The organism is Chthonomonas sp. (assembly GCA_016788115.1).
Taxonomy (GTDB): Bacteria; Armatimonadota; Fimbriimonadia; order Fimbriimonadales; family Fimbriimonadaceae; genus UBA2391.
This window is the reverse complement of sequence record JAEURR010000008.1, coordinates 45,843-67,577: the sequence shown is the minus strand read 5'-3', so window position 1 is coordinate 67,577 and position 21,735 is coordinate 45,843. Positions and strand designations below refer to the sequence as shown.

The window sequence follows — 21,735 nt, the reverse complement described above, 5'->3', positions numbered from 1 at the left end:
CTCAGCAGCACCCTTCACCTTCAAAATCACAGCACTTGGAAGACGCCATCGGCAATGTGATTCTCGGCTTGTCAGAGGCGGCTCCGGCCTCAATTCCTAGCCAAGACGCGAGTTCAGAGCGGCACGGATAGGTCGCTTTGGCCATCACTTCGCCATCAACGATGAAGAGCGGGAGATTCTCGGCTTCTGCGCCCATCGCTGAAAGCACGAGCTGGTTTGACGTGAATGCCTCTGGCTGATGGCCGAGGTTGAATCGCTCAACCGAGATGCCTTTGCTCTTCAAAAACGCAACGTCGGCGGCCAGCTTCACAAGCTTTGGGTCAACACTGGGGCCGCAGACACCAGTGGAGCAGCACATGGCGGGGTCATAGATTTGAAGTGTTTTCATTTGCTTTCGCCTCTGGTTGAGATTCGTGGACTCGTGACAGAGCAGCCCGCCGTGCACGCTTCTGACTGGCGGTCGAGATACTCGCGCATCATGTCAATGGCTTCTCGCCTGAGGGAGCACACCATAAACTTGCCGCTCTTCTCGGCGTGGATGAGACCAGCCAAGCGGAGCTCCTTGATGTGAAACGAGACCGTCGAGCTGAACTGCTCATTTCCAGTGACGTGGCAACAGACCTCTCCGACCGTAACTCCTTGGACGGGTCGAACATCGCCACTGTCATCGAGGGCGACTGGATTGCACCTTGAGCAGAGAAACTCGAAGATGCGAGCCCGAGTCGGGTCACCGAGAGCTTTGAACATCAAGATGGGTGAGTCCACAATCTAGTTATACCTCTACGCATCGAGATATTTAGAGATGTACTGATAAAGTCCTACGCGAATGCTGTCGTCGGTGTGTTTGAGCCGGAGGGGGGTGGTACACCGAAGTGTACGCGCTTAGAACTGCGCTTGGTCTCCGAACCTACGATCATACATAATTACGGTCGTTATGGACGATTCGGCTAGCAGAACCTCAGACCTCTTGGAGCGGTTCAGAAGCAAACTGCTGGGCACTGAGAGAAACAACCGGCTCGTGAATTTTCGGAGCCGGACTATGTCGTCGAACAATCCCATCGAGCGTGTGGTTGAAGTCATGGGCGAAGACCCTGCGCAGGTGTTTGCGGCCCTGGTGACGGAGCAGCGCGTGATGACGTTTCAGGGCCAGCCCGACAAGCAGGGTCGCCTCGATGAGGAACATGAAGAAGACTCCGAGGAGCAGTTCGATTGGCCCAGTCAGGCGCCAGCAGACCAAACTGACGAGAAGCTCAACACGCCACTGCAAAGAGCTCGTCTTGAGCGTCACCTGACGAAGATTCACCGCGACCAACGGGAGATGATCGAGGAACAGGGAGTCAACGCGTTGTACATCGCGTTGGGAATGCTGGAATGGTATGAAGCTGACCACTCCCGAGAAAAAAGGTTTGCACCACTTGTTTTGGTTCCTGTTCTGCTTGATAGAACTGATCGGGGCGGTTTCAAATTGACATGGGACGGTGCTGAAATCGGCACAAATCTCTCGCTTGTCGCTTTGCTCAAGAAAGACTTTGCCATTGATCTTCCGGTCGTCCCTAGCGAGGACATCGACGTTGCCAAATACGCAGACCAAGTGTCTGCAGCGGTCCGTGAGCAAAAGGACTGGAAAGTTCACACGGACACCATTGCGCTCGCGTTCTTTAGCTTCGCGAAGTTTCTGATCTTCAAGGATCTGGCCCCTGGGTCATGGCCGGAGACGCGCAAGATTCTGGAACACCCGGTCTTGCAAGCACTGTTCAAAGTGACGGAATTTGAAGAAGTGGAGGACGCGCTCACAGATGAGGACGGCCTCGATCCTCATCGGCCAATCGGCCAGACCAACGAGGTCTTCGACGCAGACTCTTCGCAAACCTTGGCTATCCTGCAAGCCCAGCATGGCAAGTCCATGGTCATCGAAGGCCCGCCCGGCACAGGAAAATCCCAGACAATCGCCAACCTCATCGCCGAATATGTCGCTCAGGGAAAACGAGTGCTATTCGTTTCGAAAAAGGAGCCGCGCTGAACGTTGTCCACGATAACCTCAGACGGGCTAAGTTGCACCAATGCGGTCTCGAAATGCACGGCACCAAGACAAACAAAAGAGCCTTCTACAATGGTCTAAAAAGTACAGTCGAGCAAGCCGAGCCGAGACTTGCTGCAGCAAAGGAGGCACTGCGGGTGCTTTCGTCCAGCCGAGACACTTTGAACACTTATGTCGAAGCCTTACATGCTCCGCTTGGGGCACCCTCAAAGCCAGCTGAGACTTACATTGGCGATGGGAGATATGAGCTCGGCGAGGGCGTAGCAAGAGGGATTTCGCCCCGTGAAGCCATCGGACGCCTGCTTGAACTGGGGCCCGAGCCTGACACTGACGGGCGAATGTCGTTCTCGTGGATGCGTGGTTGGACGCAGGACGACTTCGAGACCAAAGCGGAACTGATTGCGTCGCTCGAATCCCAGATCAAGAGGATTGGACGACCGACGCGCCACGCTTTCGCCGGTTCAAGGCGCACCTACATCTCGCCGGACGACAAGCGTGACCTTGCACGAAGAATAGAAGAGGCTTTCGCTTTGTTTGATATGTTCCGGCATGCAATCGACCTGCTTGCAAAGCGTCTTCACCTTGCACCAGCCGTTGACCTGGAGGACGTTGGCGAGTTTGAGAGGGTTGTCGGCATCATTGTGTCCGCGCCTGACACGGACGGGGTTGATTTCGGTCAGTCACATTGGTCTAACGATCCCGAGGGTATCAAGCTCGCCGCCCTGAATGGCGAACTGGCCGCAGCAATTCAGTCAGAGTACAAAGACAGAGTCAGGGCCGATGCGTGGACTGCCGACACGAACGGCATTGAGAGCGGCATCGCGCCAGTTGATGAGCGGCACGATTCCCTGGAAGAGCTCGCAGACTTTCTAACAGCACTTGATGGTCTCGACACCTCTTTGTCGGAAGTGCGATCTCTCGCGAAACAGATAGCCGAACTAACAGGAGTCTGCGTGCCCGGTTCGTTTTGGAACCAAGAGTCTCTGGCAGCACTCGCCAAGCGAATCGCATCTGCGCCGAGCCTTCGCGGTTTGGACGTCGAGAATGAGAAGTGGCTTACGGAGGAGGGCACTTTACGTGAAGCTTTGGGCCTAGCCAGAGCATGCCATGAATCCCGCTCGAACTTGGAAGGCACAATTTCACCCCGGGCCTGGGAAATCGAGGTTGGGCCCACACTTGAGACCCTTGAGGAGGAAGGCAACTCGGCCTTCAAACGGTGGTTTGGCCGCCGCTATCGCGAAGCCGCGAGCTCGGCGACGAGTGCTCTGGGCCTCCAAGGCAAGTCGTCTCATAGTGACTTGATTGGACTGCTCAGGGCTGTCCGTGCCGAGAGGAGCGCCAGAGCTCGACTGACCCAACTGCGTCCCTTACTCTTAGAGCTATTTGCCGAACGGTGGAGCGTCGATGGGAGTAGTGCCGAGGAACTGGCAAACTGTCTTGACTTCCTCACCTTGCTTCATGGGGACATCGCTAAAGGGAAAGTCGAGAGGGCTACAGCCCACTGCTTGGTCCGCCAGGATTCGTTGCGCGATCTTGGGCAGATTGCCGACCTCCTGCGCGATGCGATGACGGCGAGCACAACTGCGATGGGTGAGTTCCGAGCCGTCCTCAAATTGCATGATCAAGGCGCGTTCGAATCAGATACCGGTGACGCTAACGAAAGGCTCTACCGCCTCATGGTCGACTCTATCGAGCCGGCGAGGGCACGAGCTGATGGACTGTTTGTAGCCACCGGCGAAAGAATCACCTGGCTTGAGCGGTTGCGTCGAATTCGTGCCATCCGCCAGCACAGAACTGCGACCGAGGAGTACGCGAAGGGAGAAGGAGTCCTCGCAAAGTGCGTCGGCTCTGAGAGGCTCGTGCAGCCGGACTGGCCCGAAATGCTCCGAGTGATCATTTGGACAAGTGCCCTTCTAAGCCGCGTAACTTCTGGAGAGTTGCCTTCTGGCATCTTGGATTTCTTCGGCAAAGGGGACAGCCCGGCTGGCCTCACTGACCAACTTTCAGAGCTGCGAAAACTGAGAGAGTCGTATTCCGCAGTCATTGATGCCATTTCTGAACGGGCTCAACTAGAGGGTGGAGGAGAAGCCTTTCTCGATCAATCGCTAGACCTGCAGGACGCGCGACTAAGGGCGTGGCAAGCTCATGTCGATGACTTAGAGAGCTATTTTCGATACAACATGCTGTCAAGGCAGGTTGTCGAGGGCGGCATGGAGCAGGCGGCACGCCTAGCTGAATCATGGGAGCCCGCTACGTCTCGGCTGGTGAGCGAGTTCCGTCGCGCTTGGTACAACGGCTTGCTTGGCGAGGCGATGGAGTCGCGTCCTGTGCTCCAAGAGTTCGACCGCAAAACACATGAGGAAATCGTCGAGTCGTTCCGAGCCTTGGATCGCCAATTGATCGAACTCAACCGCACAAAGGTCGCACTGTCACATTGGAAGACCGTTCCGAGGGGACAAGCTGTTGGAGAAATGGGGTTTCTCTTGCTTCAAATGAACCGCCAGCGTGGCCACAAAGCTATTCGTGCAGCTATGAAGGAAGCACCCTCCGCAATCCAAGCGATCAAGCCAGTATTCCTGATGAGCCCCATGTCTGTCGCCATGTACTTGCCGCCGGAGGGGCCCGCTTTCGACGTGGTCATTTTTGACGAGGCGAGCCAGATCAAGCCGGAGGACTCGCTTGGAAGCATTGTCCGGGCCAAACAAATGATAGTCGTCGGCGACTCAAGACAAATGCCTCCCACGAGCTTCTTTGACAGGATCACGGTGTCGGATGAGGGCGACCCAGATCAGGAAGATGACGCCATAGCCCAGGCACTCGGGGAGCAGGAGAGCATCCTGGCCCTGGCATCCGCGAGAATCCCTGAGGGGTCGTCAAACCGAAGGGATTTGCGCTGGCATTACCGCAGCCGACATCAAGATCTCATTTCGACATCGAACCGCCTGTTCTACAAGGATCGGCTCGTCATCTTTCCCCACCCTCGACGTTCAGACAGCGAAATGGGGCTAGTGTTCCGACATGTTCCGTCGACTGTGTACGGTCGTGGCGGTTCACGAAGAAACGAACTCGAAGCCAAGGTCGTGGTCGAGGCTGTGGTCGAGCACGTCCTGCAGTCGCCGAACTTGTCTCTTGGTATTGTTGCGTTCAGCAAAGCGCAACAGGACGCAATCGAAGACCAGCTTGATCTAGCCAGAAAGACGGAGCCAGCACTTCGGCTCTTCGACGAGCAGCATGGCTTGGACAGGCTCTTCGTCAAGAATCTTGAAACGGTTCAAGGCGACGAGCGCGACGTCATCTACATATCGGTCGGTTATGGCCGGGATGAGAACGGCTTCCTAGCGATGAACTTCGGGCCCTTGAATCGTGACGGGGGCGAGCGAAGACTCAACGTACTCATAACCAGGGCACGAATCCGCACGGTCGTCTTCTCGAACTTCCGCGCCGCCGACATGCGAATGGAGGATTCCAAGGGCGAGGGGGTTCGAGCCTTTCATACCTTCCTTGCCTTCGCGGAGTCAGGACATCTGGATGCGATGCCGTCCATCCTCAAGCCCGAGCCCTCGTACTTTGAAGACTGCGTTTTCACGCAGTTGAGGAGCCGTGGCTACGACGTCGACCAACAGGTGGGGTCGGAGCACTTCTACATCGATCTTGCCGTACGCAATCCTGCGGAGCCAGGTAAGTACTCTATAGGCATCGAATGCGATGGTCGCGTGTACCACTCGGCGAAGTCAGCTCGCGACCGAGACCGACTTCGCCAGCAGGTGCTAGAGGATCGCGGCTGGACAATCCACAGGATTTGGAGCACCGACTGGTGGCGACACCCAGAGCGTGAGCTAGACCGATGCGTCGAGGCAATTGAAGCGTCTTTTGGGTTTCAGGGCGTCCCTCAATCACCCGCGTACGTACCGCCCAACGATATGCAATCGGACGACCCGCTCGACGAAGGCGATCAGTCACTAGCGCAATCCAGCGGCACCGGCGTGACTGTGCCCGACTATGCTTACGCATCGCTGGCTTGGCCGCGTGATCGCGAACTCCTCGAAACGCCCGTCTGGCAACTTGCCGGACTTGTCGGCAAGGTCGCAGAGATCGAGGCACCTGTGCATTTTGACGAGGTGGTACGTCGAATTCGTGAGGCAGCTGGAAAGGGCCGAGCCGGTTCCCAAATCAGGCCGCACATTGAGGATGCGGTGCGCGCTGCAGAGCGACAGGGACTGATCAAATTCAAGAAGCCCTTCGTCTATCTGCCAAACCAGAACGAGTTTGCAGTCCGTAGCCGTTCGCAGTTTCCTGCGCAGGTCAAGAAGATCGACCTAATTGCCCCAGAGGAAATTGAACAAGCAGCAGCTGAGATTCTCCGAGACTCGATTGCTGTTGACACTGAGCAGATCGCCAAGCCCGTGGCAAACAGTCTTGGCTTTGAGCGAGTGACACCGGAAATCGCTTCTCACGTGATGAATGTGATCCAAGTGGCGACAAGGAGTGGTCGGTTCGAGGAGTCGTTAGGGCGGATTATGCTACCGAGATGACGCAAACGCACACGCTTGGAGACATTTCCTTGGCGTAAATGTTCTAATCCCGTCCGGTTGGTTCAGTTTTTGAACCTGAGCTAAATCGCGCTTTGAACCTAAGGGGTGCTGGTACACCGAAGTGGACGCACTTAGAACTTTCTTGACGGGTCCAAGGTGAGCTTTCTTGGGCCCGTCAACGGATACAGGGTTCAGTTATCGAAATTGAACGGCTTGCCGCCGAGCGTTTTCAGCTCGGCCTTTTGCTTCTCGGTGAGAATCTTACCGATCTCGGTGTCGAGTTCCTTCTCCATCTTCTCGCGAGCAGCACGGGCGGCTTCGCGATCTGTTCCCTGGCCCTGTTGGCCACCGCGTTGACGACCGGCTCGCTGCTTTTCCCGAAGTGCAGCAAGCTGCGACTTCTGCTCAGCGGTCACTGCGAGTTTTGTGGCTACCTTTTCATCGAGCACAGCTCGATTACCTGCACGCTGAATCACGAGTTCCGCAAGACGAGCCTCCTGCTTGTCATCAAGAATCTCGGCGAGCTTTTTGTCAAGGTCTGCTTGGCTGGCGCGATTCGCACCTTGCTCTCCTCCGCCTTGACCACGCTGCCCGCCACCTTGGCCTCCTTGACCGCGCTGAGGAACCAATGCAGCGATTTTCGACTTTTGGTCGGAAGTGAGGTTTAGCTCGGTTTGAACGCTCGGCATTGCCAGCAGCCGCGCCGCTCCGTTTCCACCGCCTTGACGCTGATTTTGTCCGCCTTGCTTTTGTCCTTGACCCTGTCCCTTGCCTCCTCCCTGGCCACGTTGTCCGCCACCTTGTTGGGCGAAAGCGAATGATGAAACCGCGACCAGCGCGATGATAATTGTGAGTGTCTTTTTCATTTGTTTCCTATGTCAGTCGTTGCCGCCGTTCGGTCGGCTGATGTCGAGATCGGGCTTCGTCGTCCACCGGGGCTTCCACCCCGGCTTTTCGATGCGAGTCCGGAAAATCACCGTGTTATCCAGGGCAAGATCCTTGCTCCAGATGAACTTGGCGTCTTTGAAATCGAAGTCATAGAACGTCTTCTTGGGACCGACTTCCTGCTCCGAAAACTCGGTCGCATTGCCCCAACTGGAATCGTCGAAGCTCGGGACAAACCACTTGTTCGGGATTTGGGAGCGGGCGACCTTGGGGTTGGCAGTGTTGCGCTCCAAGGGGCCAGTGAAGAAGGACTTCGCCTTCCAGCTCGCATTCGAGACGGTTCCATCGGCGAACTTCAGAATGAAACCGCCGTCCCCGATGCTCGTCCCGTATTCGCACCCGGTCTTGGGGTCGGCGTTGTCCATCGCCATCACCGCAATAGTCATTGGGTATTCGGGCAGGATGTCGAGCGTGACCACGTTGTGAGGCAGGAAGTCGATGGGGTCAACTGCGACCTGCTTGCCGTTGATGTAGAGCACAAACCAGTTGTCCGCATAGATGCTGGCTTTTACTGTGTCGCGAAGGTCGGGTTTGACCACACCATTCTGCCTGCCGCCTTGCGCCCACACGATTGCCAGCAACCCAGCGACAGCCAACGAGGATAGTGCAATGGCCTTCAAAGAACACGCTCCACAAACCAGAAGCATCCGATCATGCCGACGCAGACGGAGGTAGCCAATGAGAACATATGCGCTCGCTCTTTGCCCGCTCTCGACACCAGAACCAGGAGCAGCAACCCTGGTACGAGAATGGCAATCTGTCCGAGTTCGATGCCTACGCTAAACGACAGGAGGTTTCGCACCAGCTGATTGCCTTGGAGCCCAAGCCCGATCAATCCTCCGGCAAATCCGAATCCGTGGATAAGCCCAAACCCGAAAGCGATGGCTATCCTCAGCCGGAGGTTGTCGTCGCCCGGCTTCTTTGATTGCCTCATACATTCGATTGCTAAAGTGACAATAGAGATGGCGATCACCGGTTCTACAATCCGGGAGTTTCCGTGAATCAATCCCGTTGCAGCAGCGCATAAAGTGACCGAGTGGGCTACTGTGAATGCCGTCAGCACCTTGAGGATGGTTTTCCAACCGCCGCCGAGCAAGGCAAGGCCGAGCACGAACAAGATGTGATCCAGTCCCGAAAGGATGTGGTGGATGCCGGTTCCAAGCATGCCTGTGACCGTGGGCAGTGGTTTCTCTGCTTCGAGCACAACTTCGGACTTCAGAGCACCGTTCTCGTAGGTTGCGACAATAGTTTGGGCTGATGGCGTGGACTCATCAAATCTGCTACTGAACTTGGGTTGGTGCTCCACTACAACAGACCAGGTCAGAGTGTCGGATTGACTGTTGGCGTTCAGTTGGGCCGGAGTATCTGCCCCGAATCTCAACCGTTCTCGAACCGCCATGTCCAAAGCCGGGGCGGATGGATGATCTCCCAAACGAGCGGTATGAACCAGCCGACTGAGGGGCGTGATGACTTGAATCGTTGAGCTGGTCTGCCCTCGGTTCACCTTGATCAGCGTCAAATCCAGATCGTGGGCTGAAGCAATCTGCCCGAGTAATGCGATTAAGGCGAGCATGACAGCACGGATCACTTCGCCTTAACCTCCACGCTATCCACAACTTTGCCGTTCTCCGACCCTGAAAGCGATTTGACGTAATCCAGCTTGGCAGCATTTGGCCCGACGGTTACCCGGATATGGCCCGAGCTTCCCAGAATAGTTCCGGACTTGTAACCATACTTCTCAGCACTCCCAATCGCGTTGTCCCTAGGATGGCCAGGCTGAGGAACCTCGAGATACACCACCCCATCCTTCTCCTGGCGAACGTAGAGGTGGTCATGCCCGTGGAACATGGCGGTCACGCCGTACTTGACCATCAGGGCATGAATGGGCTCAGCCCAACCTTTGCGTTGAGCAGGGAACTCCTCCTTGTTGCCCCACTCGAAGCGGTCTGCGGCCTCGACACCGCCCCGGGCTTCTGCACCCCCAAAGCCACCCACAAGGTGGTGGATGAAAACGAACTTAAACTTCGCCTTTGATTCTTTGAGCGTCTTGGCGAACCAATCGAACTGTTCTTTTCCCAGCGTCCAGTTCCAACCATCCTCATCACCTCGGGTTTTTCTGGTGGTGGCAACGAATGGATCGAGGATGATGAACGTCGCGTCGCCCCAATTCCACGAATACCAGAGGCCCTTCTTGGGAGCACCGGAGTAGAAATCGTTCGGGCGAATCACGGGGAAGATCGCTTCCCGTTGCTCTCGAGCCCATGATGCCATGTCTTCGCCGCCGCGTCCCGGCCAGCCGACTTCACCGTCGTGATTGCCAAGGCACAGAAAGACCGACATCTGCGATCCCATGCGGGAAAACCAGTAGCGCTGGGCGTCGTATTGCTTGGCCGCATCCTTGAAGTTCGGATACTTGTCCACCATGAAGGTGTCGCCGAGATCGACAAGAAAGTCCGGCTTGTCTTTGACGATGTTGTCGAGGGTTCGCTCCAGCACTTTCAGGTCAGTGTTCCCATCCAGATGACTGTCGGCTTGAATGGCAAATGTGAAATCTTGCCCAGTCTTCCGAGCCGTCGTAAACCGCCCTTCAACCTTCGACGCTCCTTGAGTCAGGGTGTATTCATAGGTCGTTCCTGCTTTGAGGTCCTTCACCGAAACTTCGACCGCTTTCCCACCGGACAGGGTGACTTTGGGGCAAGGGATAGTCTTACCGCCCTCACGAATAACTAGCGCGGGAGTTGGTTCGCTTTTGCCACGAATACTCAAGATGATGCTGTTGTCGGTGGTTGCTCCGGCGATAACATCGAGTTCGCTGACCGGAACTTCTGTCCGGTAGATCGGAGCTGGCGGACCTTGCCGCTGACCTCCATCTTGCCGCCCCTGCATGGTAAAGGCAGTGATCGATGCCGCTCCGAGGAGAATTCCGCTGAGAACTGAAATCCTCATCCTTCCAACTCCGTTCCCGATAGCTTTCCGTCTCCATTCCTGTCTTGCTTGTCGAACATGCGGAGCATCGTGTCGATAGTCTCCTTTTCGGTGATCTTCCCGTCGCCGTTCTGATCCAGCTCCTTTGCATGTACCTTCATGAACCCGCCGATCTCATTCCGAACTGTGCGCAGGTTGGGCAGGTCTCCTACCTTGATGGAATCCGATGTGCCCGCGTAACCCTTGAACGCCTCTTTGCATTGATCGGTGACTTCTGCCTTAGAGACTTCTCCGTCCTTGTTGGCATCAAGACCCTTCGCGTGGTCGACAAACCACGGCTTACGCGGTCCGGGTGGCGGTCCGAGTTGGCCTCCGCGCCCCTGTTCACCTTGACGCCCTTGCCCCCCGCCTCCGCCACGTTCAGCTCGACCTTTGTAAGTCTCGGATTTGACGTTGCCTGACGGATCAACGAAGTCGAACTTCACGCTGCCATCGGCGTTGATTTGGTAGTTGACCTTGCTTGTCTGACCGTCAATCGTGTAGGTCAGCGAGTACCTCTTTCCCTTTTCAAGAGTAGTGAAGCCAGTGATTATTGCTCCACGCAAAGGGGATGTCGCTTCGCGGGGACTGGTCGCTCTAGGCTGGGGATCGACCTGCCCACCCCTTTCGACTACTTCGCCATGGAAGCCTCCGTTGAGGTACGGATACGTCTTCGTCGCGTGGTAGTGATATCCGAGTTTGCGAGTCTCGTGACCGTTGAAACTGTCCAAGTCCTTGGGAACCGTCCCATCAGGCTCAGTAAGCCCGTAGATCGCGTATCCATCGAGCGCGTAAGCAACCGGAAGTGACTTCCCGAGTTTTTGCTGCAAGATTAGCGGCGGGATGTGATAGTGATAGTCGTCCCCTCGACCGCTATGCCCGCCCCACTTGTCAAGCTCTCCTGCGAGGAATGTATCCGTGCGACCGTCGTTCTTGATCGGGTTGAAGATCGGCACTCCGTTGGCCGCAATAGCGATGGCTCCACGGAAGAAGTTCGTCTTCGCGCTCATCGGCTCTTTTGCGGGAACCGGGAAGAGTGGAAACAGCCAGGCGTTGGTTCCGGTGTACTTTTGAGGAAGCGGAACTTGCTGTTGCCAGGCGGTGATTCCCGTCATCATCTCGTGGTCGGGCAGGCCGTTGGATTCCACGTAGAAGTTCTTGTCATCGGAGCGAGTCTTCACACCGGGTGCGAATGGCGAAAAGGACTTGTCCACTTCCGCCGCCCGTGCCTTCGCATCCTGGGCATATATGGCTCCGGCGACGCCTGAGCCTACGAAAAGGGCCGTCACGAGGGTTGGGAATGAGTTGATCTTGATCATTTCGATGCTCCTTTGGGTTTCACAGAGTAGGTGTGGGCGATTTCGCCGTGCTTCTTGCCATCCACTTCTGCGGCAGGCTCGTAAGCGCGGACATAGTCCACTTTCGCTTGATTTGGGCCGACGGTGACTCGGACGAGACCCGCGCCCGGAACTTTCTCGCCGCTGCGATACGCGTCGCCGTTGATGAGGCTGTTGGTTGGATCAGCGGGACACGGGCACGACTGGTAGATCACGCCATCCAGTTCTTGCTTGCAGTAAATGTGGTCATGACCTTGGAAGAAGATGCTGACGCCCGCTTTGACAAAGAGTTGATGGATGGGCAAATCCCAACCCGGACGCTTGGTCTTGAAGAGGTCGCCGCCTCGGGGGTCGCGTCCGCCCCATTCGTAGAGCGTCGCGTTTTCAATCGCGCCTCGCCCGGTTCCGTTCACATGGTGAGCAAAAACGAACTTGTACTTTGCTTTACTTTCCAGCAAAGTTTTGGTAAGCCACTTGTACTGAGCCTCGCCAAGCGTGATGTCCCAGAGGTTTCGATTGCGCTTTCCGCCCCCTTCGTCTTTTGGCCCTTTCCCAGCCGTGTTATCGACTACGGAAGCGGAATGCCAATAGGGGTCAATCGCGACGAACAAGGCGTCGCCCCACGTCCATGCGAAGTAGTTTCGGAGCAGACCAATGTACTCCACCGGCTCGGTATTGCCGGAGAAGAACCCGTCTGGAGCGGGCTGGACAAAGTTTCTGTTTCGGGCGTTCTGCGTCCAAACTCCGAGGCTATCCGGGGTCCCATCGAGGTTCGCTTTTGCAGCTTGCTCGTGGTTCCCGTTCACCAAGTAGATCGGTGCGGAGTGCCCAACTAACCCCAAATAAGGAACCTGCTTTGTATAAACTCCTTCCACTGTCTCTTTGGTTCGCTCACGCAAAGTGTCAACGCTGAAGTCATCTCCGAGGCAAATGTAGAGGTCTGCGTTTTGAGCTGCGGCAGTCAACAAGATGCGCTCGTACAGGGCTGGAATGTGCATCTTGGGAGTTCGCTCTGGGTGAGAATCGCCCTGAACAAAGAACATGAATTCCTCGCCCGGCTTTCGCTGAGTTTGAATTCGGTAGGTCGGGCTGGTCTCCGAGGCACCTTCCCCCGCTTTCGTGAAGCGAAGTCGATAGGAGTAAGCGGTGCTTGGCTTGAGGCCGGTTAGTTTCGTTTGAAACGGAACTCCTGCCTTGAGGGAGAATTGGGGAGACTTCTGAGGGAAAGGATTGCCGATTGTACCGTACTCGATCGTAGCTTCTGCATCGCTCTTGAAGTGGATCGCGAACTCCGCCGAGGAGTTCGTCACATTCCCTTGAATGATTGAGCCTTCAGCCCATGCCTTCGTAGGCAAGGGATAGTCCCTGGAGCGTCCAGAGTTCTGCCCGCCGCGCCGTTCCAGCTTTTCTTGTTGCGTCGCTTGTACAAAAACGCCGCCTGTAACCAGCAGGGCAATACCCAATATGCTCAACTTTTCCATCAACAGCAAAAGACGGATCAGCCCTTTCCTAGTTCGGAAAGGTTAGAAAACTCTAACCAAGCGAACCGCTCGATGGCGAAACCGTCAACACATATAGGTGAAGATTCTGGTCGTCGAGGATGAGGTAAGCGTATGTCAGTCGTTGGCAACCGCGCTGTCTGCCGACGGATTCGAGGTGGAAGTCACCACGACTGGGACTCAAGGGCTCGCTCGAGCAACCTCGACCGCCTATGACCTGATCCTTCTCGACATCATGCTGCCGGGGGTCGATGGCTTAGCAATCTGCCGAGAACTCCGTGCCCAGGGCAACCTCGTTCCGATCATCTTCCTCACTGCCCGTGGCGAACTCCAGCACAAAGTAGCTGGCCTGGATGCCGGAGCGGACGATTACCTTCCGAAGCCATTTGAGGTTGCAGAACTCCTCGCTCGGGTTCGAGCAAACCTCCGGCGTACCGCGGCTCCAGCCACGACACTCACGGTCGGCTCAATCACCTTGGATCAGATTGCGCGAACGGTGCTTGTTAAAGATCAAGTAGTCGATCTATCACCTACTGAGTTTGCGCTTCTGGAACACCTCATGCTTGGGAAGGGCCGAACGGTCTCCCGCGCGAGCATCATGCAGAAGGTGTGGAAGCAAGATTTCTACGACGACAAGGTAATTGATGTCTACGTCAGCGGCTTGCGCAAGAAACTGGGGGCAAGCGGCAAACTGATCCTCACAGATCGCGGCGTGGGCTATCGAATTCAGGAGTCACCAAAGAAATGCTGAGGTCGCTCCGGGCGAAGATGACCCTCTTGGTTCTGATCCTTGGGATTCCCCTTCTGATTGCGTCAGTGCAAGGGCTACTCTTGGTTTCGGAACAAAGCAATCTGCAAGAGCGAAAATCGGTTGCTAAGCGCGCCTTCAATCGGCTTGCGAGGGATTTGCAGGGTTCGAACCCTCGTTCACGAATCGCCGAGCTCTATGATCAGAGCGGCCTTGATACCCTAGGTGCGGGTGCTGCTTTAGTTGACCGGTCGGGCAACGTCCTCTGGGAGTCCAGGCACCGCTCCCCCGGCAACGAGCGGAGAGGTACTCAACAGCAGGTTCTCGACGAGGGAATCCTGCTCTTCGTCATGCCCGAAAAGCAGTCGTCGGACAATCTCAAGCGGCTAGCATTCGCCATCACCGGGCTGGGGCTGATCGCTTATGGCGCAGGGGCGTGGTTCCTCGTGGGAGCAACGCTCAAGCCGATTTCAAAGCTGGTAAGTCGAGTGAACGGAGCTAGAACCGACCCGAACCTTGCTGTTTCCACGCCATCAACAGACCGCGAAGTCGTTAACTTGGTTGACACCCTCAACTCGCTTATCCAAGATTTGAGGACTGAGAGCGAAGAGAGGATCAAAAGCTACGCGTCGCTCTCCCATGAGTTGCGAACGCCGATCCACTCCTTGCTCCTAAAGCTTGACTTGGCTCTGGGAAGCGAACAGAACAAGGATGAACTAGAGGCCACGCTGGTTGAGGTTCAAAAGCAGGTCTATCGGCTCAAGAACCTGACCGAAGCTGTCTTGACACTCCAGGGGCTCTCCCAAACTCTTTCAAATGTTACGCGCGAACCCGTTGATGTTAGGAAAATCATCGACGAGATTGCGGTCGATCTACGGCCCTTGATGGAACTGAAAGAGACCACGCTCGATGTCCAGACTCCCAACGGATTTTGCCTAACAGCGCCAAGAGAACATCTCGTTCTTCTATTGCGGAATCTACTGGAGAATGCCGTCAAACACTCTCCTTCGGGATCAATTATCTCAATGGCTAGTAGCGAAAGTGAACCTGGTTATGTCTTGCGATTCACCAATCCCTCAAATGGCAACACGCACTTAGCGGGCAACGGTCTTGGGCTCCGCATCTGCCGCGAGGTGGCCAGGGTCAATGGCTGGCAGTTAGAAGCTTCCGAGGACTCCGGGAAGTTCCGCGCGTGCCTAACATTGAACGCACTTTGATAAGAAACAGCCGCGCTCGCCCTTGATAGTCGATCAAGTTCGAATCCCGTTCGGTTGGTTCAGATTTTGAACCTGAGCAAAATCGCGATTTGAACCTAAAAGGTGCTGGTACACCGAAGTGTACGCGCTTAGAACCTTTTTGACTGACTTTGGGAGGATCAAACTCGATCCTCCCATAAAGTGCGTATAATAGAGTGTGGACACCCTACCACCGCCGAAGCGGTTGTCGGGACCAGAGCCAAGAGCATTCATCGAGGAGCAATGCGAGGATTTGAGTCAATGGGAAAAGGGACTCCTGCGACGGTCAGTCGCCGCAAGTTTCTAATAATGACGACAGCAAGCGGAATCACGGTTCTGAGTGGCGCAACACTCTTTGATATACGGCCGTGGCTCGACTATGACGGCCCCGCAAAGCGGTCTCGTACCATTCTCCTGGGCAGCGATGACTTGCAAGCTCAGATGCGGAAGATTGTCCATTACGCAACGTTGGCAGCTAGTAGCCACAATTCGCAACCTTGGAAGTTCACGGTCAAACAAAAAACCATCGAAGTTCATCCTGATTACAGCAGGCGTCTTCCAGTTGTTGATCCAAATGATAGGGAACTCTGGATGAGCCTGGGCTGTGCCCTTGAAAACCTCATCATTGGCGCAAGTGCAACAGGATTTTCTTGCCATGTGACTTATCCAGATTCCGCGGACTATATCGCAGTTAGTCTCACTGACGATACAGCCGTCTCGAGTGCCTTGGTAGATGCTATTGCCCTGCGTCAAAACACACGGTCTGCTTACGACGGCAAGAAGGTGCCATCGAAGGATGTTGACCAGTTGCAGTCGATTCCCTTAGAACCTGGGATTGGACTATCTTGGATACTAGATGATTCGGTCTTGAAAACCACAGCAGACTATGTTGGCCAAGGAAACCTAATCCAATGGGCTGACCATGCTTTCGTTGATGAATTGATCAGTTGGTTACGATTCAACAAACGTGAAGCCTTAGATACGTACGACGGTCTTTTCACGAGTTGTTCAGGAAACCCAGTGTTGCCTGGATGGCTAGGACGGCTATTTGTATCCAAGACGAAACCGTCAAACCAATCGGAAGCAGACGTCAGCAAGCTCCTTGGCTCGTCTGGAGCTGTCGTCATCACGTCGTCGACGTCCGAAGACAGAACACAATGGGTACGGACCGGTCAGGTGTACGAGCGTCTCGCTCTGAAGATGACCTCACTGAATATCAAGTCTGCGTTACTCAACCAGCCAATCGAAACGACTTCGTTGCGGCCGCAACTTCAATCGGCGCTTGGGCTCGGGAAGAGCGCTGCAGAACTACTGTTGCGTTTTGGTTATGCTGCCTCGACGCCAGTTTCTCTTAGACGCCCGGTTGAGCAAGTGTTATTCGAAGCCTAGGTGACTCTTGATGATTAGAAAATTGGAGCGCCCGCAATGAAGATTGCCTTTTCGATCATTATTGCCATACATGGCCTTATTCATCTCATGGGCTTTGTAAAAGGCTTTGGCCTTGCCAACGTTCCTGGCCTGGTTCAGCCAATATCGAGGCCACTGGGTGCAGTTTGGCTTGTCGCAAGCCTTCTGATCCTCACTTCGGTCGTGGGAATGTACGCCTTTCCTCGGTGGTGGTGGGCGGTTGGCATCTTGGCGAGCCTTGTGTCACAGGGAGTCATCCTGACTTCGTGGAGCGATGCCAAAGTTGGCACTATAGGCAACATGTTGTTGCTGATCGGTGCTCTCTATGGTTTCTTCGCCGAGGGGCCAATGAGTTTTCGAGCAGAGTTTCGCCGAGCTGTGGATCAGGAGATAGATAGGAGATATGAGCCACGATTGCTGGAGGAAGCCGACCTCGCTCACTTGCCGCCTGCGCTGCAGAAGTACGTTCGACGTTCCGGAGCAGTTGGGCAACCCAGAGTATACAACTTCCAAGCGAGCTTTAAGGGACGTATTCGAAGCGGCCCATCAGCCAGATGGATGGACTTCACAGTGACTCAGCTCAACCGTGTGGCGGATCCAAAGCGCTTGTTTCTGATGAAGGCTTCGATGTTCGGCGTTCCATTTGATGTATTTCACCAATATGAGGGATCATCGGCACTGATGAGGGTAAGACTTGCCTCGGCTATTCTGGTCACCGATGCGCGAGGGCCAGAAATGTACCAATCCGAGACGGTTACCGTTCTCAACGACTTCTGCGTATTAGCACCGGGTGCCCTACCGTTTTTAGACATCCAGTGGGAAGTGATTGATGATCACAAGATTAAGGGCACCTATTCAAACTCGGGTCAAACTGTTTCGGCAGTTCTTGATTTCAATGAATCTGGTGACCTTGTTAACTTTTCGTCTGACGATCGGCTCTTCTCCTCCAAAGATGGCAAGTCATTTACTCCAGCGAGGTGGGAGACCCCCTTGTCTGACTATCTTGAGTTCAGCGGCCATGTGGTTGCGCGCCTCGGGACGGCAATGTGGAAAACACCGACCGGCGACTTCGTCTACGGCGAGTTTAACCTGCAGGACATCCAATACAATGTCAGGGAAAGCTGAATCTCGTTCTCGTCATTTACGAAACTTGGTGACCAGCAAGAGAGAACATAAGGGGCAAATCAGTGGATGTTTTGGTTCCAATCCCGTTCGGTTCCAGGTCTATTTTGAACCTAAAGAGGCTGGTACTCCCGACGGGATTCGAACCCGCGATCTTCGCCGTGAGAGGGCGATGTCCTAAACCGCTAGACGACGGGAGCACGCTAGAGTCGAGATTCTACCCCGGGCGGCGGGCGGGCGCAAGAGCCAGCCAAGCCCGTCCACCCAGCCAAAGTCCGACGATTCCCCACTTGGCCGCCACCGATGCACGGAATCACCTGAGAGTGAAATGCAGGGCTCTAGGCCTAGATCAAGCTGCGGAAATCAAAAATTTCCGCAACTGCTCCACCCACCAAGCTGCCGCGGTTGCACGGGTTTTCATAGCCCCATCACGGCGACAGGCCAGCACCACCCACCGGGCCGTCCCGGCCTACGCGTTTGCCGCCGCGATCACCTTGCTGAAATCGTCCGCCTTCAGGCTCGCGCCACCCACTAGGCCACCGTCAATGTTCGGCTGGTCGAAGAGCGCACGGGCATTATCCGGCTTCACGCTGCCGCCGTATAGGACTCGGGTCCGCTCGGCCAGTTCCTCGCCCAGCATCGCCTCAAGTTCGTGGCGCAAGGTTGCACACACGCGCTCGGCCTCATCGACCTCACACACCTTTCCCGTGCCGATGGCCCAAACGGGTTCATAGGCGATCACCAACCCAGCCAGTTCGGCCTCATCGAACCCCGCCAGGGCACCCCGCAGCTGCGCGGCGATGACTTCGTCAGTCTGCCCTGCCTCGCGCTCGGCCAGGGTCTCGCCCACGCACAAGATCGGTGCGATGCCATGACCCAGTAGCGCCTCGATCTTCAGCCGGACCGTCTCATCCGTCTCCGCGAAGTAGCCGACGGCGTTTTCGGGCACCTCAAGCTTGCCAAACCGTCCGCGAGTTTCGCTGTGCCCCACGACGCAGTAGCTCACGCCCGCCTCGGCGAGCATGGTCGCACTGACCGAACCCGTGAACGCACCCGAAGCGGCCCAGAATACGTCCTGCGCCCCAAGCTGCACCCGCTCGCCCTTCAGCACATCGTGCACGCGCCACAGCGACAGGAAAGATGGGCAAAGCACTACATCCACGTCTTCACGCATGGCGACCGCGCGCAGCAGCTGCTGCACTACCGCCGCGGCTTCGGCGGCAGTGTAGTTCATCTTCCAGTTTCCAGCGACGAGCGGTCTGCGCTTCTTCATTTCAGCCTCGGAGCACGGTTGGTTCGACGGTGATTTCGACTTTGCCGCGTACGGCATTCGTGATGATACAGTAGCCGTCGGCCTTGTGGGCCAAATCGTGCGCCTTGGCTTCGGCAGCATCGTCCGCGTCGGCGGCCAGTGTGATCGTCGGACGGATCACGACCGACTTGTAGTTGAACTGCATGCCGCTCTGCTCGACCGTTCCGACCGCCTGTGTCACAACGTTCATGACCGGAACCTTCTGGTTGGCGGTGATGATGCCCAGCGTGATGGTGTAGCAAGAGGCGATCGCGCTCGCGAGCAGCTCTTCCGGATTGGTGCCCGCGCCAGGACCCTGGAATTCGGGAGGGACGCTCAAAGCTTGACTGGAGGACGATCGCTCTGCCGTGACGGTACCGCCGCCCTCGCGGCCGCCGGTCCATTCCACGCGAACCGGATACTCATGCAAATGTGCCATGGAGCAAGTGTATCGGGTTTATCCTTCGCTATGCATCCTCGCCCAGGTTTCCAACTTGTGGTTGGCCATGGCCACCGCGTCATGCCGGCCCAATTGGGTTCCAAGCTGCACGATGCGCATCCAACACTCGTCCGAGATCAGATGCCGGTTCACGGAAAGCGTCTGATCGTATTCGCCCGTTTCCCCCATGCGGTCCAGCGCGAGGTAAATCTCCAGCGCCTCGCGCAAGTTGCCCCTCCTCTGCTCCAGGTCGGCGCAAGCCCAGAGCATGCCAGGGACACGGGGAAAATGCTGCAGCGCGTAGCGGATCCGCTTGCCGGTCTGGGGGTGAAAAAATCGGTCGGGTCCGACTTCGATCATCCACTTGGCGAGGGGGACGGCGAAGAGCTCTTGCTCGGGCGGCCGCTGCGTCTTCACCACGCGGTCAAAGAGTGCTTCGCGCTCCGTCTCAGCCTCGGGCTCCTGGAGTTCGGCGAGCGTATCCACCAAGCAAATCTCGTAGTAGAGTTGGCCTGGGCGCTTCTCCAGTTCCTGGCGAATCAGCTCCTCATTGCGGCGCAGGCGATCTGTTCGCGAACCGGTCCGGTAACCGTCGTGATGTAGCAAGATCGCCGAGTCGTAGATCAGCCTTCCCTGCCCCACCTCATGCAGCGTCGGACCGGTGAACTGCTCGTGAATGATCCCCTGGTAGCGCATCTGCGGGTGGTTGCGCCAGATGCGTGGGATGGTTAGGTCGGAGTGCCGATCCTCGGGAAGGTAGTCCCTCCTGATGATCTGGATCACGAAGATGTCCGGCCTCTGGATCAGTCCACGGATCTCCGATCCCGGGCTCTCCTCGAACCACTCGTCCGAGTCCAATCGCAGCACCCAGTCCGTCTTGATTTCGTCCAGTAGCCAATTCAGCGCGGTGTCGAACTCACCGGGCCAAGACCGCTCGATGACCCCCGCCCCACACTCCTTGGCCACGAAGACCGAGTCGTCACTGGAGCCGGTATCGAGGACAACCACCTCATCCACAAAGTCGCTACACGAGTCGATCGCCCGGCGCAACCGGACGGCGTCGTTTTTGACCATGACGGCGAGCGAAAGCGTAGGCTCGGACACGGCTGAAACCATACCCGCTCACTGCGGAATTGGCCCAGACTGCTCGTAGTTCGAGCTCAAGATTAGGTAATCGAACAAATCAACCGTGCCGTCTTCGTTCAGATCCGCGCTCGCCGAGTACTGCGGATCTCCGACGTTCGAATCGTAACTTGCGCTGATGGCGAGATAGTCGAAGAAGTCGATCTCATCATCGCCGTTGCAGTTGCCGTTGAGCATCGCGTAGTTCAGCGTCGCCGCGGTCCGCACGCTCTTGTTCACGTGCACTGCACTCAGCCAGTGCGACACCCGCGCCACTACCGAATAGTCTCCGTAAAGCGGTACGGTCACCGAATAACCTCCGCTCGCGTTCAGGGGTGTGTTCTCGGTACGGACAAGGTTCGAGCCAGCGTCGAAGAACTGGAGCGTAAGCGTCTTTCCCGCTGGGCTATCGGCCCCGATCGACCCCAGCGATACGGTGCCCGAGACGGTGGACACTACGGTTCCCGAACCGCCATAGCCGATGTACGCCGCAGGATCAATCCGGTACGTAACTGGAAAGAAGATCGAAACCGTACCCTTCACCTGGACGAAATTCGGCCCTGCTGCGATAGGTTCAATGCGGACATTGCGGCCCACACCCGACTTGGGGTCCGGAATCGGCACGATATTCGTCAGCCGCCCGTTGAGTTCGCCGGTGATTCCCGTAATCTTGACCGCCACGGTCGATCCATTCACCGTGACGTTGACCGTCTTCCCGATCGCGGTGGGGGCTGACAAAATCCACTTGATGCTGTCGCTACCCGTCGCCGTGCCTGTCATCGTCGCTTGGTCGGTTAGTCCAAGCTGCCCTGCCAGCGTCGCCAGGCTCGCGGTACCCGTCAACGAGCCCGCTGGCTTGGCAATCGCCTCGAAATCGTTGGTGTCCGTCATTCCGGTCTGGCTCACGAACCCCGAGATCGTGTACGGCGAGGCCAGATCTTGCATGGCGTAGTCCACAGCCCCCTGAAAATCGGAGACGGGTGTTGCCCGTGCAGCAAGTGGAATCAGGCAAGCCAAGGACAGCAGGGCAAGTCTCATGAGGGCATTGTACGACAG

The 21,735-nt window shown here is 56.3% G+C and carries 18 protein-coding genes and 1 tRNA gene; 6 read left to right on the top strand and 13 right to left on the bottom strand.

Annotated features, from left to right (window positions below; genetic code table 11):
• Position 1: 1 nt before the first annotated feature.
• Positions 2-388 (bottom strand): arsenite efflux transporter metallochaperone ArsD, encoded by a 387-nt coding sequence (arsD, locus tag JNM85_09720; GenBank protein ID MBL8088328.1) that lies wholly within the window; start codon positions 386-388, stop codon positions 2-4.
• Entirely contained in the window at positions 385-765 is a 381-nt protein-coding gene (locus JNM85_09715; GenBank protein MBL8088327.1) for a helix-turn-helix transcriptional regulator, read from the bottom strand. Before JNM85_09715 ends, arsD begins: the two co-directional genes overlap by 4 nt.
• 253 nt (positions 766-1,018) lie before the next feature.
• Between JNM85_09715 and JNM85_09710 the strand changes: the two genes are divergently transcribed.
• A complete protein-coding gene (locus JNM85_09710; protein MBL8088326.1) occupies positions 1,019-2,020 on the top strand; it encodes a DUF4011 domain-containing protein in 1,002 nt (333 codons plus the stop codon).
• A gap of 179 nt (positions 2,021-2,199) precedes the next feature.
• The gene (locus JNM85_09705) at positions 2,200-6,570 is read left to right on the top strand and encodes a DUF3320 domain-containing protein (GenBank protein ID MBL8088325.1); all 4,371 of its coding nucleotides are present in this window, start codon (positions 2,200-2,202) and stop codon (positions 6,568-6,570) included.
• 191 nt (positions 6,571-6,761) lie between these two features.
• On the opposite strand, the gene JNM85_09700 is transcribed toward JNM85_09705, so the two are convergent.
• From JNM85_09700 to JNM85_09675, 6 genes are read right to left on the bottom strand one after another with little or no spacing between them, the layout of a single operon-like run.
• On the bottom strand, positions 6,762-7,436 hold the full coding sequence (locus JNM85_09700) for a hypothetical protein (GenBank protein MBL8088324.1): 675 nt from the start codon (positions 7,434-7,436) through the stop codon (positions 6,762-6,764).
• A gap of 12 nt (positions 7,437-7,448) precedes the next feature.
• A complete protein-coding gene (locus JNM85_09695) occupies positions 7,449-8,135 on the bottom strand; it encodes a hypothetical protein (GenBank protein ID MBL8088323.1) in 687 nt (228 codons plus the stop codon).
• Positions 8,132-9,103, bottom strand: a complete 972-nt coding sequence (locus JNM85_09690; GenBank protein ID MBL8088322.1) for a HupE/UreJ family protein — start codon at positions 9,101-9,103, stop codon at positions 8,132-8,134. The genes JNM85_09695 and JNM85_09690 overlap by 4 nt, the downstream gene beginning before the upstream one ends.
• On the bottom strand, positions 9,100-10,461 hold the full coding sequence (locus JNM85_09685; protein ID MBL8088321.1) for a metallophosphoesterase: 1,362 nt from the start codon (positions 10,459-10,461) through the stop codon (positions 9,100-9,102). Before JNM85_09685 ends, JNM85_09690 begins: the two co-directional genes overlap by 4 nt.
• The gene (locus JNM85_09680; GenBank protein MBL8088320.1) at positions 10,458-11,798 is read right to left on the bottom strand and encodes a YHYH protein; all 1,341 of its coding nucleotides are present in this window, start codon (positions 11,796-11,798) and stop codon (positions 10,458-10,460) included. Before JNM85_09680 ends, JNM85_09685 begins: the two co-directional genes overlap by 4 nt.
• Positions 11,795-13,279, bottom strand: coding sequence for a metallophosphoesterase (locus JNM85_09675; GenBank protein MBL8088319.1), 1,485 nt, complete (start codon positions 13,277-13,279; stop codon positions 11,795-11,797). Before JNM85_09675 ends, JNM85_09680 begins: the two co-directional genes overlap by 4 nt.
• A gap of 115 nt (positions 13,280-13,394) precedes the next feature.
• Between JNM85_09675 and JNM85_09670 the strand changes: the two genes are divergently transcribed.
• The 4 genes from JNM85_09670 (at position 13,395) to JNM85_09655 (ending at position 17,830) form a co-directional block, all read left to right on the top strand.
• Positions 13,395-14,066, top strand: a complete 672-nt coding sequence (locus JNM85_09670) for a response regulator transcription factor (protein MBL8088318.1) — start codon at positions 13,395-13,397, stop codon at positions 14,064-14,066.
• A 26-nt stretch (positions 14,067-14,092) separates the two neighbouring features.
• The gene (locus JNM85_09665) at positions 14,093-15,280 is read left to right on the top strand and encodes a HAMP domain-containing histidine kinase (GenBank protein ID MBL8088317.1); all 1,188 of its coding nucleotides are present in this window, start codon (positions 14,093-14,095) and stop codon (positions 15,278-15,280) included.
• Between the two features lie 327 nt (positions 15,281-15,607).
• A complete protein-coding gene (locus JNM85_09660; GenBank protein MBL8088316.1) occupies positions 15,608-16,687 on the top strand; it encodes a nitroreductase in 1,080 nt (359 codons plus the stop codon).
• A gap of 36 nt (positions 16,688-16,723) precedes the next feature.
• On the top strand, positions 16,724-17,830 hold the full coding sequence (locus JNM85_09655) for a hypothetical protein (GenBank protein ID MBL8088315.1): 1,107 nt from the start codon (positions 16,724-16,726) through the stop codon (positions 17,828-17,830).
• A 120-nt stretch (positions 17,831-17,950) separates the two neighbouring features.
• Here JNM85_09655 and JNM85_09650 read toward each other — a convergent pair.
• The 5 genes from JNM85_09650 to JNM85_09630 form a co-directional block, all read right to left on the bottom strand.
• A tRNA-Glu gene (locus tag JNM85_09650) sits at positions 17,951-18,027 on the bottom strand.
• 269 nt (positions 18,028-18,296) lie between these two features.
• The gene (locus tag JNM85_09645; GenBank protein MBL8088314.1) at positions 18,297-19,100 is read right to left on the bottom strand and encodes a triose-phosphate isomerase; all 804 of its coding nucleotides are present in this window, start codon (positions 19,098-19,100) and stop codon (positions 18,297-18,299) included.
• 1 nt (position 19,101) lies between these two features.
• On the bottom strand, positions 19,102-19,557 hold the full coding sequence (locus tag JNM85_09640; protein ID MBL8088313.1) for an OsmC family protein: 456 nt from the start codon (positions 19,555-19,557) through the stop codon (positions 19,102-19,104).
• Positions 19,558-19,575: 18 nt separating this feature from the next.
• Entirely contained in the window at positions 19,576-20,661 is a 1,086-nt protein-coding gene (locus JNM85_09635; protein MBL8088312.1) for a glycosyltransferase family 2 protein, read from the bottom strand.
• A gap of 18 nt (positions 20,662-20,679) precedes the next feature.
• Positions 20,680-21,717, bottom strand: coding sequence for a hypothetical protein (locus JNM85_09630; protein ID MBL8088311.1), 1,038 nt, complete (start codon positions 21,715-21,717; stop codon positions 20,680-20,682).
• Between the last annotated feature and the right edge of the window lie 18 nt (positions 21,718-21,735).

Bases quoted from the DNA above. Each gene is read 5' to 3' on its own strand.
- arsD (MBL8088328.1), bottom strand. From the start codon at position 388: ATGAAAACACTTCAAATCTATGACCCCGCCATGTGCTGCTCCACTGGT.
- JNM85_09700 (MBL8088324.1), bottom strand. From the start codon at position 7,436: ATGAAAAAGACACTCACAATTATCATCGCGCTGGTCGCGGTTTCATCA.
- JNM85_09685 (MBL8088321.1), bottom strand. From the start codon at position 10,461: ATGAGGATTTCAGTTCTCAGCGGAATTCTCCTCGGAGCGGCATCGATC.
- JNM85_09680 (MBL8088320.1), bottom strand. From the start codon at position 11,798: ATGATCAAGATCAACTCATTCCCAACCCTCGTGACGGCCCTTTTCGTA.
- JNM85_09660 (MBL8088316.1), top strand. From the start codon at position 15,608: ATGACGACAGCAAGCGGAATCACGGTTCTGAGTGGCGCAACACTCTTT.
- JNM85_09655 (MBL8088315.1), top strand. From the start codon at position 16,724: ATGAAGATTGCCTTTTCGATCATTATTGCCATACATGGCCTTATTCAT.
- JNM85_09645 (MBL8088314.1), bottom strand. From the start codon at position 19,100: ATGAAGAAGCGCAGACCGCTCGTCGCTGGAAACTGGAAGATGAACTAC.
- JNM85_09640 (MBL8088313.1), bottom strand. From the start codon at position 19,557: ATGGCACATTTGCATGAGTATCCGGTTCGCGTGGAATGGACCGGCGGC.
- JNM85_09630 (MBL8088311.1), bottom strand. From the start codon at position 21,717: ATGAGACTTGCCCTGCTGTCCTTGGCTTGCCTGATTCCACTTGCTGCA.